Origin of the sequence: Geotalea uraniireducens (genome assembly GCF_027943965.1) — a bacterium.
Classification (GTDB): Bacteria; Desulfobacterota; Desulfuromonadia; order Geobacterales; family Geobacteraceae; genus Geobacter; species Geobacter uraniireducens.
This window is the reverse complement of the sequence record NZ_AP027151.1, coordinates 3517244-3531804: the sequence shown is the minus strand read 5'-3', so window position 1 is coordinate 3531804 and position 14561 is coordinate 3517244. Positions and strand designations below refer to the sequence as shown.

9 protein-coding genes are annotated in these 14561 nt (G+C 65.2%); 6 read left to right on the top strand and 3 right to left on the bottom strand.

Annotated features, from left to right (window positions below; all coding sequences use genetic code 11):
- Nucleotides 1–263 precede the first annotated feature (263 nt).
- Both QMN23_RS16535 and QMN23_RS16530 read left to right on the top strand, forming a co-directional pair.
- Nucleotides 264–1925 carry a tetratricopeptide repeat protein gene (locus tag QMN23_RS16535; protein ID WP_282000429.1) on the top strand — a complete coding sequence of 554 codons (1662 nt, stop codon included), beginning with the start codon at nucleotides 264–266 and terminating at the stop codon, nucleotides 1923–1925.
- Nucleotides 1926–1966: 41 nt separating this feature from the next.
- Nucleotides 1967–2785 carry a substrate-binding domain-containing protein gene (locus QMN23_RS16530; protein ID WP_282000428.1) on the top strand — a complete coding sequence of 273 codons (819 nt, stop codon included), beginning with the start codon at nucleotides 1967–1969 and terminating at the stop codon, nucleotides 2783–2785.
- Nucleotides 2786–2840: 55 nt separating this feature from the next.
- Here the strand turns inward: QMN23_RS16530 and QMN23_RS16525 are convergent, their stop codons facing one another.
- On the bottom strand, nucleotides 2841–4727 hold the full coding sequence (locus tag QMN23_RS16525; protein WP_282000427.1) for a tetratricopeptide repeat protein: 1887 nt from the start codon (nucleotides 4725–4727) through the stop codon (nucleotides 2841–2843).
- Between the two features lie 170 nt (nucleotides 4728–4897).
- On the opposite strand from QMN23_RS16525, the gene QMN23_RS16520 reads away from it, so the two are divergent.
- The 3 genes from QMN23_RS16520 to QMN23_RS16510 are packed head-to-tail and all read left to right on the top strand — an operon-like array spanning nucleotide 4898 to nucleotide 8454.
- Nucleotides 4898–6193: a B12-binding domain-containing radical SAM protein gene (locus QMN23_RS16520; RefSeq protein WP_282000426.1), complete on the top strand. Its 1296-nt coding sequence runs from the start codon at nucleotides 4898–4900 to the stop codon at nucleotides 6191–6193.
- A gap of 53 nt (nucleotides 6194–6246) precedes the next feature.
- A complete protein-coding gene (locus tag QMN23_RS16515; RefSeq protein WP_282000425.1) occupies nucleotides 6247–6930 on the top strand; it encodes a glycosyltransferase family 2 protein in 684 nt (227 codons plus the stop codon).
- Between the two features lie 51 nt (nucleotides 6931–6981).
- Entirely contained in the window at nucleotides 6982–8454 is a 1473-nt protein-coding gene (locus QMN23_RS16510; protein ID WP_282000424.1) for a tetratricopeptide repeat protein, read from the top strand.
- Nucleotides 8455–8478: 24 nt separating this feature from the next.
- On the opposite strand, the gene QMN23_RS16505 is transcribed toward QMN23_RS16510, so the two are convergent.
- A complete protein-coding gene (locus QMN23_RS16505; RefSeq protein ID WP_282000423.1) occupies nucleotides 8479–9624 on the bottom strand; it encodes a carboxypeptidase regulatory-like domain-containing protein in 1146 nt (381 codons plus the stop codon).
- A 103-nt stretch (nucleotides 9625–9727) separates the two neighbouring features.
- Here QMN23_RS16505 and QMN23_RS16500 point away from each other — a divergent pair, with 103 nt between their 5' ends.
- Nucleotides 9728–9946: a hypothetical protein gene (locus QMN23_RS16500; protein ID WP_282000422.1), complete on the top strand. Its 219-nt coding sequence runs from the start codon at nucleotides 9728–9730 to the stop codon at nucleotides 9944–9946.
- Here the strand turns inward: QMN23_RS16500 and QMN23_RS16495 are convergent.
- A complete protein-coding gene (locus tag QMN23_RS16495; protein WP_282000421.1) occupies nucleotides 9943–14490 on the bottom strand; it encodes a CxxxxCH/CxxCH domain c-type cytochrome in 4548 nt (1515 codons plus the stop codon). The two genes, QMN23_RS16500 and QMN23_RS16495, sit on opposite strands and share 4 nt — an antisense overlap.
- Nucleotides 14491–14561: the final 71 nt, after the last annotated feature.

Genomic DNA, 14561 nt, shown 5'->3' with positions numbered 1-14561 from the left:
GAGCTCATGAAAAAGCGGACCTATCAAAAGCCCAGAATAGTCGGCTCGGCGAACGTTCATCCCTGCTGATCCGAAACCGTGGCACGGGTGGGGCCGGGAATGCCGGCTCCACCCCTTTTTTGTCGCTGCTCTCCTGATGTCCCCCGATAATGGCGGCGCACCCCGGCAACATGCCGTTTGCCAACATTGCCGAGAGCTTGTCCAGGCGTGCCGAACCATCCGCCAATCGTCCGTTGCCTGCTTTCCTCTCCGAGGAAGTACCGATGAAGTCATCCCGCAAGGTCGTCGTCGCCACTGCTCTGATCGTTGCGTTGATCTCCCTGCTGGTCTACCTGCGGGCGCTTGACTGCGGATTCGTCAACTGGGACGATCAGATCTACATCCTGAACAATGTCGACATCAGGGGCCTGGACCGGAAGTTCTTCGTCTGGGCCTTTACCGATACCGCCACCGGCTGGTGGATGCCTCTCACCTGGCTTTCCTTTGCCGTCGATTATCATTTCTGGGGCCTGGACCCCTTCGGTTATCACCTGACCAATATCCTGCTGCATGCCGTGAACGGGGGGCTGGTGGTGCTTCTGGCAGATCGGCTGCTGGCGGGCGCGGCGGGGAGCGGGGAGCAGGGACCGGCCCCGGCGCGTTGGCGGTATCCGGCACTGCTTCTGCTGGCGGGGCTTGTGTGGGGCCTGCATCCGCTGCGGGTAGAGTCGGTCGCCTGGGCCACGGAGCGGAAAGATGTCCTGAACGGGGCGTTTGCCCTCGGCGCGGCAATTTTCTACCTGCACTATGCGCAGCTGGTCGACGTGCCAGGCAGGCGGCGAACGGCCGTTCATGCGTACCTGGCGTCCCTCGTGCTGTTCGGCTGCTCGCTGATGGCCAAGCCGGTGAGCGTGGTCATCCCGATACTCTTTTTGGTTGCCGACTGGGCTCCCCTGGGACGGCTGCGGCGGGGGGGCGTGCTGGCCCTGGTGCGCGAAAAAGTCCCTTACTTCGCGCTGGCGGCGGCAATGGCGACGCTCACCCTGGCCGTGGCGGAGCAGGATAACGTCCTGCTCAACCTGACCCTTGGCCAGCGGATCGCCGTGTCCGGCAATGCCGTCTTCGAGTACTGTCGGCTGACGCTCTGGCCGGTCGGCATCATTCCCCTCTACTTCATTCCGGACCCGATTCCGGTCGCCTACACGGTAAAAACGGTGATCGTCGCCGGCGCCGCCTGCTGCTGCGTCTATGCCGGCATAAAGCGCCCCTGGCTCCTGGCGACCGGGCTCTGCTTCGTCATCCCGCTCCTGCCGGTGATGGCCTTCACCCAGAATGGCATCCAGGCCTTTGCGGCACGCTTCACCTACCTGCCGGCGGTGGTGCCGAGCATCGTGGCGGCGGCTGGCGTGGGGAAGGTGTGTGCAGGGGGCGCCGGCCGGGCGAAGCGCCTGCCGGTTGCCGGCCTGGCCGTGGCGCTCCTCTTCTTCTACGGGGCGATGACGGTGCGCCTGATCGACGTCTGGCACGATTCCGGCACGATGTGGTCACGGGTTATTGCCTTTCAGCCCTTTGATCGGGCATACTTCTACCGGGCGCTGTTTCGCGTCGATAACGGCGACTACTCCGCCGCCGTCGACGATTACACGGCCTGCCTGGAGATCGCGCTGCGCGAGGGGCTGCCCGAGGCGTTCAATCTGTATGCCTTCCGCGGCGAAGCGTTCCTCCGCTGGGGAAAGTATGATGAGGCGGTGCGGGACTTCTCCGCCGCCATCGCCAGCGCCGCGCAGCCGCTCTATTATTACAACCGGGGGGTCGCCTTGCGGAAGCTGGGGCGGCTGGCCGAGGCCGCGGCGGATTTCCGGCGGGCGGGGAAGGCGAAGGGGCAGATCGAGTGGTTTGACCGTGAAAGCGGCGGTCAGAACAAGCCCGTTGGGGCGGGCAACTGAGATCCCTGGGGCCGGTGCTCCAGAGTTGACGGAGGTGACTGATGGCGTGGGGAACGGTGATGGAACGGACGGGTGGTTTGCGCGCAGTGCGCGGGGCGCGGTGCCTGTCACTTGTGGCGCTGGTGGCGGCGTTGCTGGCTGTGGTGCCGGCAAGCCGGGCGGCGGAGCTCCGCGGGGCCGGTGGGCCCATCTCGTTGAACGAGGTCCTGAAACCGCTCCAGGGGCCATTTGAACGCGCCACCGGCAATACGCTCGTTCTCCGGGAGGCCGACACGGACGACGTCCTCCGGGACCTCGATAACGGGACGCTTGATGTGGTGGTATCGGCGTTGCCGCTGGAAGAACTGGTGCGGGATTTGAAGGCGAAAGGGACGGACATCGACGGGGGCGCGTTTCAGGCGACGACCATCGTGACGGTGCCGGTTGCCGTGGTGGTCGCGCGGGGCTATACCCTGCGCCGGCTTGACAAAGGCCAGCTGAAAGGGGTTTTCAGCGGTGCGATCCAGGACTGGAAAGAGGTCGGCGGAGTGAACGAGGCGGTCCGCATCATCAAGCCGTGGGGCGCACCGATCAGCAGCGCCTTTCGCTATCAGGTGATGGACGGCGCCGACTACGCTTCGGGGATGATCGATGCGCTCAGTTGGGAGGATGTCCGGAAGCGCGTTGTCGAAGTGCCCGACTCGATTGCCCTTCTCCCGGCAGCCTTGGTCGATGACTCGGTCACGGTCGTCGAAACGCCCGCAATAGTCCAGACCGTCACGCTGATCACCAAGGGCGCCCCGTCGCCGGCGGTCCGGCAGCTCATCGACTTTGCCCGCGGCGCCGGGAAGAAATATCTCGGCATCGCCTATGCCCGGTGACCGGTCGGCCGTCGGCCCGCGAGGTGCCTGCCGCGGCCGATAAGGACCCTGCTGCTTAGTTCGATCCTGGAAAGTATTGCTGGAGCAGATAGTTGTAGCGTGGGTCGTCCCAGATCGACGCCAGCTGCCGGTTGGTGAACAGGGCGTTGTAATTGCGGAAACCCCGCTGCAACGCCTTTTCCAGCCAGGCCAGTGCCTCTTCCCGGTGTCCGGCCAGTGCTTCGACGCACATCAGTTGGTAGGCGATGTCCGGATTGTCCCACCCCTGTGACTCGCCGGCAAGGAAGGCGGCCCTGGCCTTGTCGAGACGCCCTTCGCTGATGGCGAGCGTGCCGAGAGCCATCACCGCCTGGAGCAAATCGGGCTGGAGGGTCTGGGCCCGTTGGTAGGCCCGCTCGGCCTGCCGGTATTCACTCCGCCGCCGATAGTTGTTGCCGAGGGCTATCCAGCCGACCGGGTAGTCCGGTTTGCTGGCCAGGAGGCGGCGGAGCAGCGCATATCCCTTATCCAGCTCACCCGTCTCGGTGTAGAGGTCGCCCAGGCCGTAGAGAATCTCGCTGTTTGCCGGATTGAGCGCCAGCCCGCGCTCATACGCCCGGCGGGCTGCCGGGATATCGTCGGTGAAACGGTACAACGCTTCGCCGTAAAGCTCCCAGGCCCGGTCGCTGGCCGGCTGCTTGGCGACCGCGTCGGCCCAGAGGGTGAGCGCGTTTCGCCAGACGCCGGCCCGCTGGCAGGAGACCACCGCCAGTGCCACCAGCGGCCCGGCGATCAGGGCTGCCGTCAACGCCGGGCGCCGCGTGCCGAGCCATGCCCGCAGCCGCAGCGCTCCAGCCCCGGCCAGAACGCCGACCGCCATCATCGGCAGGTAGAGGTAGTGGTCGTACATCAGGAAGATCATCGGCACGATCTGCGAGACCGGCAGGAGGCCGAGCCAGAAGAAGATCACCCAGAAGCCGAGCCGGCGGTCGGCCCGGTAAAGCCGGATGCCGCCGATGACCACCCCGGCCAGGAGGAGCGCGGCGCCGGCCACCGTCCCATCGATGGCGCGGTGAATGGGGGGGGCGTATTGGGCGCTCAGCTGCGCCGGCCAGACGATCATCCCGAGATAGCGACAGAAGACCGGCAACATGGTGAGGAAGGTCGCCCACGGGCTGCCACCGTGATACGTTGCGGCGCGCCCGCCTTGGCCGACCCCCGGTAGCTGAGCATACATGGTCAGGGCGGCGACCGCCCCGGCGGCAAGGATGAAGGGGATTTTGTCCTTCAACCGCAGCCGCCGTTCCCCGGGGAAAAAGCACCGATCGTAGAGAACCAGGACAACCGGCAGAATCACCGCCATGGACTTGGCCAGCAGGGCGATCACAAACGCCGCCAACGACGCGGCGTAGGCGAGTCGGCCCTTTCTTTCCCCCGCTCTCCGGTACCGGTCGTACCCCTCCCAGGCGAGCAGCAGAAACAGCAGGGAGAGCAGCGATTTTCGCTCGGCTATCCAGGCGACGGTTTCGACCTGCACCGGATGCAGCAGAAAGAGGGCGGCGGCGGTCAGGGCGAGCAGCCGCTCGCCATACCACCGATTGAGCAGCCGGTAGAAGAGAAGCCCGTTGGCGACGTGGAGGACGATGTTGGTGAGAAGAAAGCCGCCGGCCTTCAGCCCCCAGAGGGTGTAGTCCAGCATGTAGGAGAGGATGTGCACCGGGGCGTAGTGGCCGATGTAGTAATTGGTGAAGGCCGCCTTGATGTGGGGCCAGGTGAAGCCGCATACGGCGTCATTGTAGAGGATGTACCAGTTGTCGTCCCAGTTGCGCTGGAAATCGTGGCCCAGCGTCCGGCCATAAACGGCAAAGGTGAGCAGGGCGAGGATGACCAGGTCGAGCGGTTGACCGCGGCCGCCTGTCAGCGGCTTCGTCTCGTTGGTTTCTCCCTGCGGTGTCTCTGCCATGAACAATCTTGCTCCCCGGACGGTCACGGTATTATCATTGCAGAAGTTACCATACCAAAAATTATGCCATCTTTGCTACCACCACAAGCTGCCTGCCCGCCGTTCCGCCCGCCCGTAACCGGCAAGAATTCCGGCAAACAGGCGGCCTACCTGTTCAAGGCGCCGTGCCCGTGACGAAGATAGTACTCCTCAACCTGCCTTTTGGCCGGCTCATTCAGCGCGATTACGGCTGCCCCCACGAAATCAAGGCGGCTTACTCCTGGCCGCCCGTCGACCTGCTGCTGTTCGGGGGGGCGGTTCGCGATACCGCGGCGCTTAGCTATCTCGACTGTCTGGCGGGCAGGTTCTCCTGGGCGGAGTGCCTGGGCCGCATCGGGGCGCTGCGGCCGGACATTGTCTTCACGATCATTTCGTCACTCAGCCTGGAGAGCGACCTCCGGCATCTCGGCGAGCTGAAGCGGGTGGTGCCGGCAGTCCGCGTTTGGGCGAGCGGTGACGTGGTTTTTTTCACCGATCGGCAATTCGCGGCAATCGACGTCCTGGTGCGCGATCTGACCAATGGCGAGGCGATCCGCCGCCTGGTGGCCGGCGGGGCCGGGCAGGGGGCCGTCGAGCCGGGCGGTGGGACCACGTTCCAGGCCGGACTTCCGCCCCATGAGCTGATAACCGGCTACGGTTACGCCATGCCCTACTCCCGGTACCGGAACATCACGTCCGTCCTGACGAATTACGGCTGTCCGTTTCACTGCACCTTCTGCAACTCCAACGGCTTGCCGTTCAGGAAAAGGCCCGTCGAGGAGATTGTCCGTGAATTGCAGTACATCCAGGGGCTCGGCATCCGGGAGGTCGTTTTCCGGGATTTTACCTTTACGCTTTCCGATACGGCGGAGCTCTGCGAGCGGATCGAGGCGAACAACATCCGGCTGGCCTGGAGTTGCTGGACCAGGGTGGATACGGTCGACCGGGAGCTCCTCCGGAAGATGAAGGCCGCCGGGTGCTATCTGATCTCCTACGGGATCGAGAGCGGCGACGACGCCATCCTGGCGGAAACCGGCAAGGCGTTGACCATGGCGCAGATCAAGGAGGCGGTCAGTCTTACCCGGGAAGCGGGGCTGGAAGTCCTGGTCAGCATCATCCTGGGCTTCCCCGGCGACGATGTCCGGCGGACCATTTCCACCCTGCAGCGGCTCGATCCGGATTACGTGGCCGTCAATCTCCTGGAACCGCGCGTCGGCAGCCGAATGGCGGCTGCCCGACCAGCGCCGGCAGCCGATGGCGCGGGACGTGCAACGCCGGCGGTACCTGCAAATCTGCCGGCGTTACGGGCCGCGGTGGAAAAGGGCTTCTACCTGCGGCCGCGAAAGCTGGCCCGTTATTTGCTCCTTGCCCTGCGGTCCCGGCAGCGCTTGGCCATTTTCCTCCGGAATGCGGTGGGGCTGTTCAGAAAGTGGCGTCGGTCACGTTAATGCCGCGAAATCGGGCCGGTGGCGGTTGCCCGGCCGGCGAGGGATTGAACACGGTGAAAGTATCAGTTGTCCTGCCGGTCTACAACGAGAAGGCGACCGTCGGCGAGATCTACCGACGGGTTTCAGCGGTCGAGCTCGATAAAGAGATCATCCTGGTCGATGACGGCTCTACCGACGGCACGCGCGAGCTGGTCTGCGCCCTGGCCGGCGGGACGACCCGCGTTTTCCTGCACGAGCGGAACCAGGGGAAGGGGGCGGCCATGAGGACCGGCTTTAGCCAGGCTACCGGCGATATCGTGATTATTCAAGACGCGGACCTGGAGTACGATCCGCGCTCCTATCCGAAGCTCATCGCGCCGATCCTCGAAGGGAAGGCGGACGTCGTCTACGGGTCGCGGTTCGTCACCGGCGACTACCACCGGGTATTGTTCTTCTGGCACATGGTGGGGAACAAGTTCCTGACTTTGCTCTCCAATATGCTGACCAATCTGAATCTTTCCGATATGGAGACCGGCTGCAAGGTTTTCCGGCGGGAAGTGCTCCAGAAAATTACCATCGAGGAAAACCGGTTCGGATTCGAACCGGAGATTACGGCAAAGATCGCCAAGCTCGGGGTCAGGATTTACGAAATGGGGATTTCCTATTCGGGGAGGACCTACCGGGAGGGGAAGAAAATCGGCTGGAAGGATGGCTTGTCGGCGTTACGGTGCATCCTCAAGTACAATCTTTTCAGATGATGCCGGTTGGACTCTCCGGTGGGCAATCTTTTGCATGAGGAAATCACCGTTATGCGCTCGATGACCCGTCGTCAATTCATGGTGTTTTCCCTGCAGCTGGCGGTGGCCGCCAAGCTTGCCGGCTGTAGTTCCGCCCCGCCGGTCCTCGGCCGGAATCCCCTCGCCAAGCCGTTCGTCATGGAAGACCACAGCCAGGCGCTGGCGCACTGGGCCGAACGCGGGGTGCGCGATGCCGTGCTGATGAACATCGATACCCACGATGATTTCCGCTGGATTCCCCACGAGAAGATCGCGGCCCTGGAAGGGCTCTACCGGCAGCGGGACTGGCGCCGGTTCAGGGCGGCGGATTCGTTGGGCGACGAGAGCCTCTACCACATCGGCAACTGGATCTATGCCGGCGCCCGCCTTGGCATTTTCAGCGAAATATACTGGGTCATCCCCTTCCGCTACTTCCCCCGGGAGGACGCGGAAGCGCAGCTGCAACAACTGTTGACCGCCTGCCGGTTCAAGGCGGAAGACATCCAGACCTTCCGCCTCCGCGACCGGCAGTTCGTCGGCTCGTTCCGTGGCATCCCCGTTACCATCTGCGGCCTGGAGTCTCTCCCGGCAATCGACCGGCCGCTCTTGTTGAGTTTCGACGTGGATTTCTTCCCCACCTATTCGCAACAGTATCGCGAGTCGTATCTTACCGCCCTGCATAACGTCTTCGATGCCCTGGATGCCAGGGACTACCGGATCCGGGATGCGATCGTCTGCTCGTCGGTCAACGGCGACTATTACCTGCCGCCCCATCTCCGCTGGGTGGCGGATGCGGTGACGATGATCCTCGTCAGGCCCCAGCTGTTGCGGCAGTCCCCTCCCGAGCAGCTGCTCCTGCTGCAGCAGCTGGATACGGCGTACCGGACGACGGACGCGGCGGCGATGCTCCAGCTGCTGGAACAATACCTCGATCGTTATCCGTTGCCGCCACTCTTGCTGTACAAGGCCTACGCTCATCTTCTGGAGCATGAGTTCCCGCCGGCCCTTGCCGCCGCCGAGAGCTGTTGCCGCCAGGACAAGCGGTACTGCCCGGCATTACCCTATATCGGCATCATCTGCTACGAGAAGGGCCTCTACCGGGAGGCAGAGAAGTTCTTCCGGGCGGGGTTTGTCGCCGATCCGGCGATGCGGACGGGACTCTTCCAGTTCGGCCACTGCCTGCGGAAGCTCGGCCGGCTGCAGGAAGCGCTCGATGTGTATGAGCGGGACGCCAGGCTGAACGGCTCGTTCCCGACGCGCTTTCTGATTGCCGAGACCTGTCTGGCGGCCGGCGACAGCAGGGGGGCCGGGAGTGCTTTGACGGCGGCGATCGAAAGTATGGAGCGCGAGCCGTATGCCGAGTTCGTCAGCCGGACGGAGGCCGAAGCCCTTTACGCGTTGCTCGACTTCTGCGATCGCCGTGGCCTTGCCGGGGAAGCCGCGCTGCTCCGCGGTCATCCCGCCGTGGTCGAAATGATGCGCCGGTTCCCGCAGTACGGCTCGTGAGGGGAGGGAGGCGCAACCGGCCTCCTAGCGAAGGAGCGAGCGGAGGGCGGCGGTGACCGCCGGGGAAGCAATGGCTTCTTCATGGGTTGTATCGGGGATCATCCGGAAGGTCGCCCTGACGCCGCGCGTCTTGAGGACGTCGGCGTAGTAGAGGCCGATGACCGGCACGGTGTTGCTGTCGTCGGCGCCGGTGAGCACGATGACGCTGGCCGCCGGATCGATCCTGTCGGCCCAGTTGAGCGGGTTTTCGCTGGCAGTCCACGGCCGGCGGTCGCCGCGCCAGCGGACGAGATCGCAGGGGCAGCCGACGAGGATCGCCCCCTCGGCCAGCTTCGGCTGCATCCCGAGCAGGACGGCGGCAATGGCGGCGCCGCCGGAATCGCCGACGAGGAAAAGCCGCTCCGGCTTGAAGTGTTGCCGGAGTCGCTCGATAGCTGCCCCGATTTCGGTAATGTTTTCCCGGGTATAGGTGTCGAGCCGCCGATAGCAGTCGCCTGCGGAGTAATTTCCCGCACCGTCCTGGTAGCCGGGGCGCACCAGGGCGATGCTCAGCACCTTTTCGGCGGCAAACTCCGTTGCCGCCTGCTCGGCCAACGGGAAATGATAGTTGGCGGGTCCGCCGTCAGACAAGTCGCCATGCAGCCAGACCACCAGCGTCCGGGGTGACGATGGTCCCGAGAAGCCGTATTCCCGCATCACCAGACAACCGGAACGGCCGGCAACGGTGGTGGCGAAATCTTCGTCGCCGCAGACGCCGGCCATTTCTTTGCCTACCTCCGCCGGGGCGCGCCGCGGTCCGGGAATCCCGCTCGGATTGATGTTGATCCCTTCCGTTACGGCTCCTGCCTTTACCTCGGCGGCGAACTGGAGCCGATTTCCTTTCACCCGCACCAGGTAGCGGCCGCCTTCCGGAAGGCTGAGCCGGTACTGCCCATCCTTGCCGGTCCGCCCATCCGCCACGAAGACCGGGCCGTCCGCCGTGGCGGCGTTCCTGGCTACAACCAGCGCGCCGGCTACCGGTTTGCCGTAAGCGTCGAGAACGGTGCCGCTGATGCCGGTATGTTCCCGCCCCCGATTGTCCTGGGGGGCGCCGGCGCCGGGCGCGGCGAAGGCGAGCCCGGGCACGGTAAAGCACAATAAGCAGAAAATTGATAAGAGTAACGGTTTCATCGTCGTGCAGTCGCTCCTCCACCGTGGTGCGCGGCCAGCTTTTTCCCGCTTCGGCAAAGGAACAGCGTTTGCGGCGGGGAGCATTGTTGTGTAGGGGCGAAACATGGTTCGCCCCTACGGTGGTTCGCCGGAGACGCCGATTGCCGGTGGCGGCGCGGCCGCCCGGACAGCCGTGGCTGCCGGACTATTCGTCGCAGAGGGGCCGCTAGCAGGGATGCACCGCCGCGCGACCCACGATCTTGGGGGGGACGTATCGGGTTTTCTTCATCGGTTTCACCTCCTCTCTTGTGGTCGGCGGCATCTGCCGCCGGTACCGGCCTAGTGATGTGACCATGAAGACTGCGAAACGGAGAAGCTGTCTACCGCGGACCAGGACGAGACAAGGCTCGGATTCGCCGCGTTCCGCGCCTGTACCCGCCAGTACCACGTGCCACTGCCGAGGGTTGCCGTCCAGCTGGTGCCGGAAATCCATCCCGAACTGGCGGTTATCGACGAGAAGGTGGATCTGCTGCTCACCTGAACGAGATATTCACTGCTCCCGCCGCCGGCAATGGTGGCGGCGTACCATTGCAGGGCAATTGCGCACCCCGAGGAGGAAGAGCAGGCGTTGCTTCCCTCGTTGACCAGCACCGGCGTCGACGGAGCGGTGGCCGACGAGGTTGCCGACAGGGTGAAGGTATCGACCGCCGACCATGCCGAAACCAGCGACGTACTTGCCGCATCCCGGGCCTGGACTCGCCAGTACCAGGTCCCCTGGCCGAGAGTGACCGTCCAGCTGGTTCCGGAAATCCAGCCCGACGTATAGTCGATGCTGGCGAAGGTGGCGCTGGCGCTTACCTGGACCGCATACTGCAGCGCGGCGCCGCTCGGGTTGGTGGCGGCGTTCCACTGCAGGGTGATCTGACTGGCGCCCACGGTGGTGGCGTCCGGCTCGGCGATCGGCACCGGCGCCGCCGGGCCCGGACTGGTGTACCACGGCGTCTTGACGTTCCACGCCTGACCGGCGTCGTTGTTCTCATGGCAGGTGAAACTGGTGCGGGAGCTGCTGTAACTGCTGCTGCTCCAGCCATCCCCGCCCCCGTTGCGGGCGGTATAGCTGCCGGGGATGCTCCCCGAGCCGCTTCCTTCGTCGCCGCGATAACTGGCGGAGATCTTCGGGCTCGGATTGTTCGCCACCCGCCCCCGGTGCCGGTAGTCCAGGCAGTTGCTGACCATCAGTCGCGGGAGGTCGGCGTTGTGCGGGGCGTGGCATTTGGAGCAGGTGTAGTTGTGCTGGATGGTCGAGTTGGCGGTTTTCCACCCCTTGACCGATTCATGGATCCGGTTCTTGTCTTTCCAGGTGTGGGTGGTGCCGTCGGTCAGGCTCTGCTTGCCGTGGCAGGTGAGGCAGAGGCCGCCGAACTGGGCGTCGGTCTGGGCAACCCCGTTGACCGTGGCGTTCATGGTGCCGGGAGAGGCGGCGGAGAAGGTGTTCTGGTCGATGTGGTACGACGTCGCGATCGCCGCCTGGTAGGCCGCTTTACCGGCAGAGGAGAGACGGGGCGCCTCTTCCCCCATTGCGCCCAGGCCGATATAGGTCTGGTTGTCGGCGGTGGCGACATCCTCCTTGTAGGGGGAGGTGACCCAGGTCCCCTTGAGGAGCGGTACCCCGTAGACCTTGTTGGCGCCGAGGGTCGGGCTGACGCCGTGTGGATCGTGGCAGGGGGTGCAGAGCCCGCCGATCTGGTGGGCCGGGGTGGCGGTGAGCGGCGAGGAGGCGCCGAAGTGCCCCCCCATGTTCGGGGTGGTAGCCTTGTAGGGATAGCGGAGCTGGTTGCCGAAGGTGCCATTGCCGAAGTAAGCCGAATCCAGGTACCCCATGATCTGTTTGGTGGCGCCGTAGGTCGAGGTGTAGCCCCACGGCGTGCTGGCGGCGGTGCCGTTCAGGTGGCAGTCGAAGCAGAGTGCGGCGCCGGGGTTGTAGCGGTTGTGTGCCGCGGTCGAGCCGCCGGCAAGCGGCTGGTAGGTGAGGGTATAGCCACCCTTGCCGGCCAGGGTGTCCTTGAGGATGCCGCCGTTGGTCGTGGCGCTGGCGTAGCTGGTGGTGGTGCCGCTCACCGTCGAGCCATGGGAGTTGTGGCAGTCGAAGCAGAGGACGTTGGCGGTGGTGCCGCGGTCGGTCCAGGTTTCGCTGAGGTCCCAGCCCCCCTGGTTGGCGATGGCGTTGCCGTGGGCGGAGTAGGCCTTGGCGAGGCCGCTTTTCGGGGTCACGTTGGTGCCGCTGTACTTGCCCCACGGCGTGGTGCCGGTGTCGCCGTACTTGGCACCGACACTGGTGCCGTCCCAGGCGTAGGCGGTCGGGGTCTTGCCGTCGCCGAACGGCTGGCTGGCACTGTTCCGGTCGCTGTGGCAGCCGAGGCAGTGGCCATTGATCTTCGCCAGCTCGGTCCGGCTGCCGTTGGCGGTGTACTGGACGGCAGTGGTGCCGGAGACGTAGGCGGCCGGACGGCTCCCCGCTCCGTAGATTACCAGCTCGACCGGCGCGCCCGGGGTGCCGGAGTGGTGATAGGCGTGGTTGATGGAGCCGTCGGCGTTCGCCTCCCAGTGGCACTGGTAGCATTGCTCACCCGACAGCGATATCCCCTGGACGTGATGGGAGTTGCCGGTGAACTGCGGCGTGATGGCCGCCCGGCTGCCGATCGACAGCGAATGGCAGGCAAGGCAGCCGGCCTTGCTCCCCCACTGGGCGCCACCGTAACCATGGCAGGCGATATTGCTGCACTGGCCGGTTGCCGGGTCGTAGCTGGCATTGGCGCCGGCGACGGCCGGGTTGAAGTTGACGTTGATCGTCCCGTTCAGGTGGAGGGAGTTGGCGGCGAGTTTGCCGCCGACCGTGTCGGCCGTCAGGTAGTGGCAGTTGGCGCAGACGGCGGTGGTGGCGGCGCCGATGGTGTGGGCGTAATGGCTGTTCGCCGTGCCGGTCCCGGCACCGCCGTTGGCGTAATCGGGCGCACCGAGCGGGCTGCTCGTGCCGTGGCAGCCGTTGCAGCCGTAAGTGGTGCCGGAGTTCCAGGCGGCTGGATTGACATAGATCAGCGCCCCCTTCTTGCCGTTCGAGTGGCAATACAGGTTGGCGCACTGATGACCGCCGGCGTCGTAGCCGCCGCTGCCGCCGATGGCGCCCTGGCCGGAGAATGTCACATCCTTCATGCCGTTGACGTGTTTGCTCGCAGCGATGATCGTGGTGCTGCCGCTTACCGTTGCCGCGTGGCAGACCGCGCAGGCAAAACCGTTGTCGAGGTGCCCCGGATGGGCATTGGTCGGCGGGGAAGCGTCATGGCAGGCGCTGCACTCATTCGGCGTGCCGATGATGCTGTTTTTGGCGTTGGCCCAGGTGGGCGACTGGTAGACCGTCGTGCCGCCGACCGGCGCCCCGTTGCTGTGGCAATAGGTGTTCGCACAGGTTCCCGGCGCGGCGGTGTTGTAGGTCGGCACCGTACCGCCGCTGGCGGCCAGGATGCCGGTGGTGGCGATGAAAACCTGCTGGAAGTTCCCCGTTGCATGCCGGTTGCCAAGATGACACTCGGAGCAGCCGAAGGCATAGGGGGCTTTGCCGGCGTGGGCAAAGTGCGGCGTCCGGGACTCGTCCTTAAAGACCCCCGAGGTGGCATAGCTGTAACTCGAACTCGTGGCGTAGCCGAGCGGTCCGCCCGCGCTGTTCTGCTGCGGCGGGAAGCCGTGGCAGCCGGCGCAGTTCGCCGAGAACGACCCGGTGGTGCTGTCGTGGGCGTGGCAGCCCCGACAGACGTTCGGGTCGGTGCTGGCATGCTCGGTGGGATAGCTGCCGCCGGGCGGCGGAACGGGGTGACAGGCCTGGCAGACCCCGTAGACGCCGGCGAAGTTGCTCTGGGCGCCGGTGTACTGGTTGAAGACCGGCCGGCGGTACGAGGTCAGCTTGATTCCGGCCGAGTAGTTCATGTAGCGGCGGACGAGCCAGACGTTGGGCCGGCTGCCGTCCCCCGGGTCGACATGCCCGGCGTGGCAGTCGGCGCACTGGATGTTCTGTCCCTTGTTATTATGGGCCAGTTTGCCGGCATGGCAGTTGGTGCAGATGTTCACCTCGTTGGCGGTCCCGCCGCGCAGGTCGGTGCGGAGCAGATAGCCCGCCGACGAGGAGAGGAGCCCGAAGGTGGCGGAGGAGGCGTTGTCGAATGTCCGGGCGTTGGAATCGGTGAAATGGACGCCGTGACAGGTAGTGCAAAGCACCTGGCCGCCGCCGAGCTTCATCGCCGCAGTCGGGTTGGCGGGATTGGCGTTGCGCGGCGTGGCGTAGAAACCGGCCGGGCGGGCGGTCACTGCGGCGGCGTAATCGACGGCGACGGGATGGGTCCCCTTGGTCTGGTCCGTGGTGTTGCGGGCCCGGTGGCAGTCGAGACAGAGTTGGTCCTTGTCGTTGGCGAGCCGGAGGAAGGTGCCGTTGGCGTTACTGTGCGGGTCGTGGCAGGTGCCGCAGTTGACGGTGTCGTTGAGCGAAAGCGGGCCAGAGAGAAGCTGTGGCGCCGCCGCCCCGGCTGCCGGGACGTTGACCGGTGCGTACCAGTTGTGCGAGGTCTGTTTGCGGCCGGAGGTGTAGACCCCCAAGGCGGTGCTGCCGAACGGGTTCGCCAGGTCCCGGGGGGTGAACGCCTTGACGGTGATCGCCGGGGTGTGGCAGGAGAGGCAGACGTTGACAATCCCGGCGGCATTCGACAGGTCGCTGACATCGCTGAGATTATTGTGGCAGGTCATGCAGCCGTAGTCATGGGGGGGATCCACCGCCAGTGCCGCCGTGGTCGCCCACAGGGCCAGCATGAGCGCCTGGATGGCGGAGAGCGAGAAACGTTTCATGATGACACTCCTGTTACTATGGTTGAATGGGGAAAGCATTCCGGGGGAATTGCCGCCGTTGCCTGGTGCCG

Coding starts and splice junctions, on each gene's coding strand:
- QMN23_RS16535 (WP_282000429.1), top strand. CDS start 264: ATGAAGTCATCCCGCAAGGTCGTCGTCGCCACTGCTCTGATCGTTGCG.
- QMN23_RS16525 (WP_282000427.1), bottom strand. CDS start 4,727: ATGGCAGAGACACCGCAGGGAGAAACCAACGAGACGAAGCCGCTGACA.
- QMN23_RS16530 (WP_282000428.1), top strand. CDS start 1,967: ATGGCGTGGGGAACGGTGATGGAACGGACGGGTGGTTTGCGCGCAGTG.
- QMN23_RS16500 (WP_282000422.1), top strand. CDS start 9,728: ATGGTTCGCCCCTACGGTGGTTCGCCGGAGACGCCGATTGCCGGTGGC.
- QMN23_RS16510 (WP_282000424.1), top strand. CDS start 6,982: ATGCGCTCGATGACCCGTCGTCAATTCATGGTGTTTTCCCTGCAGCTG.
- QMN23_RS16505 (WP_282000423.1), bottom strand. CDS start 9,624: ATGAAACCGTTACTCTTATCAATTTTCTGCTTATTGTGCTTTACCGTG.
- QMN23_RS16495 (WP_282000421.1), bottom strand. CDS start 14,490: ATGAAACGTTTCTCGCTCTCCGCCATCCAGGCGCTCATGCTGGCCCTG.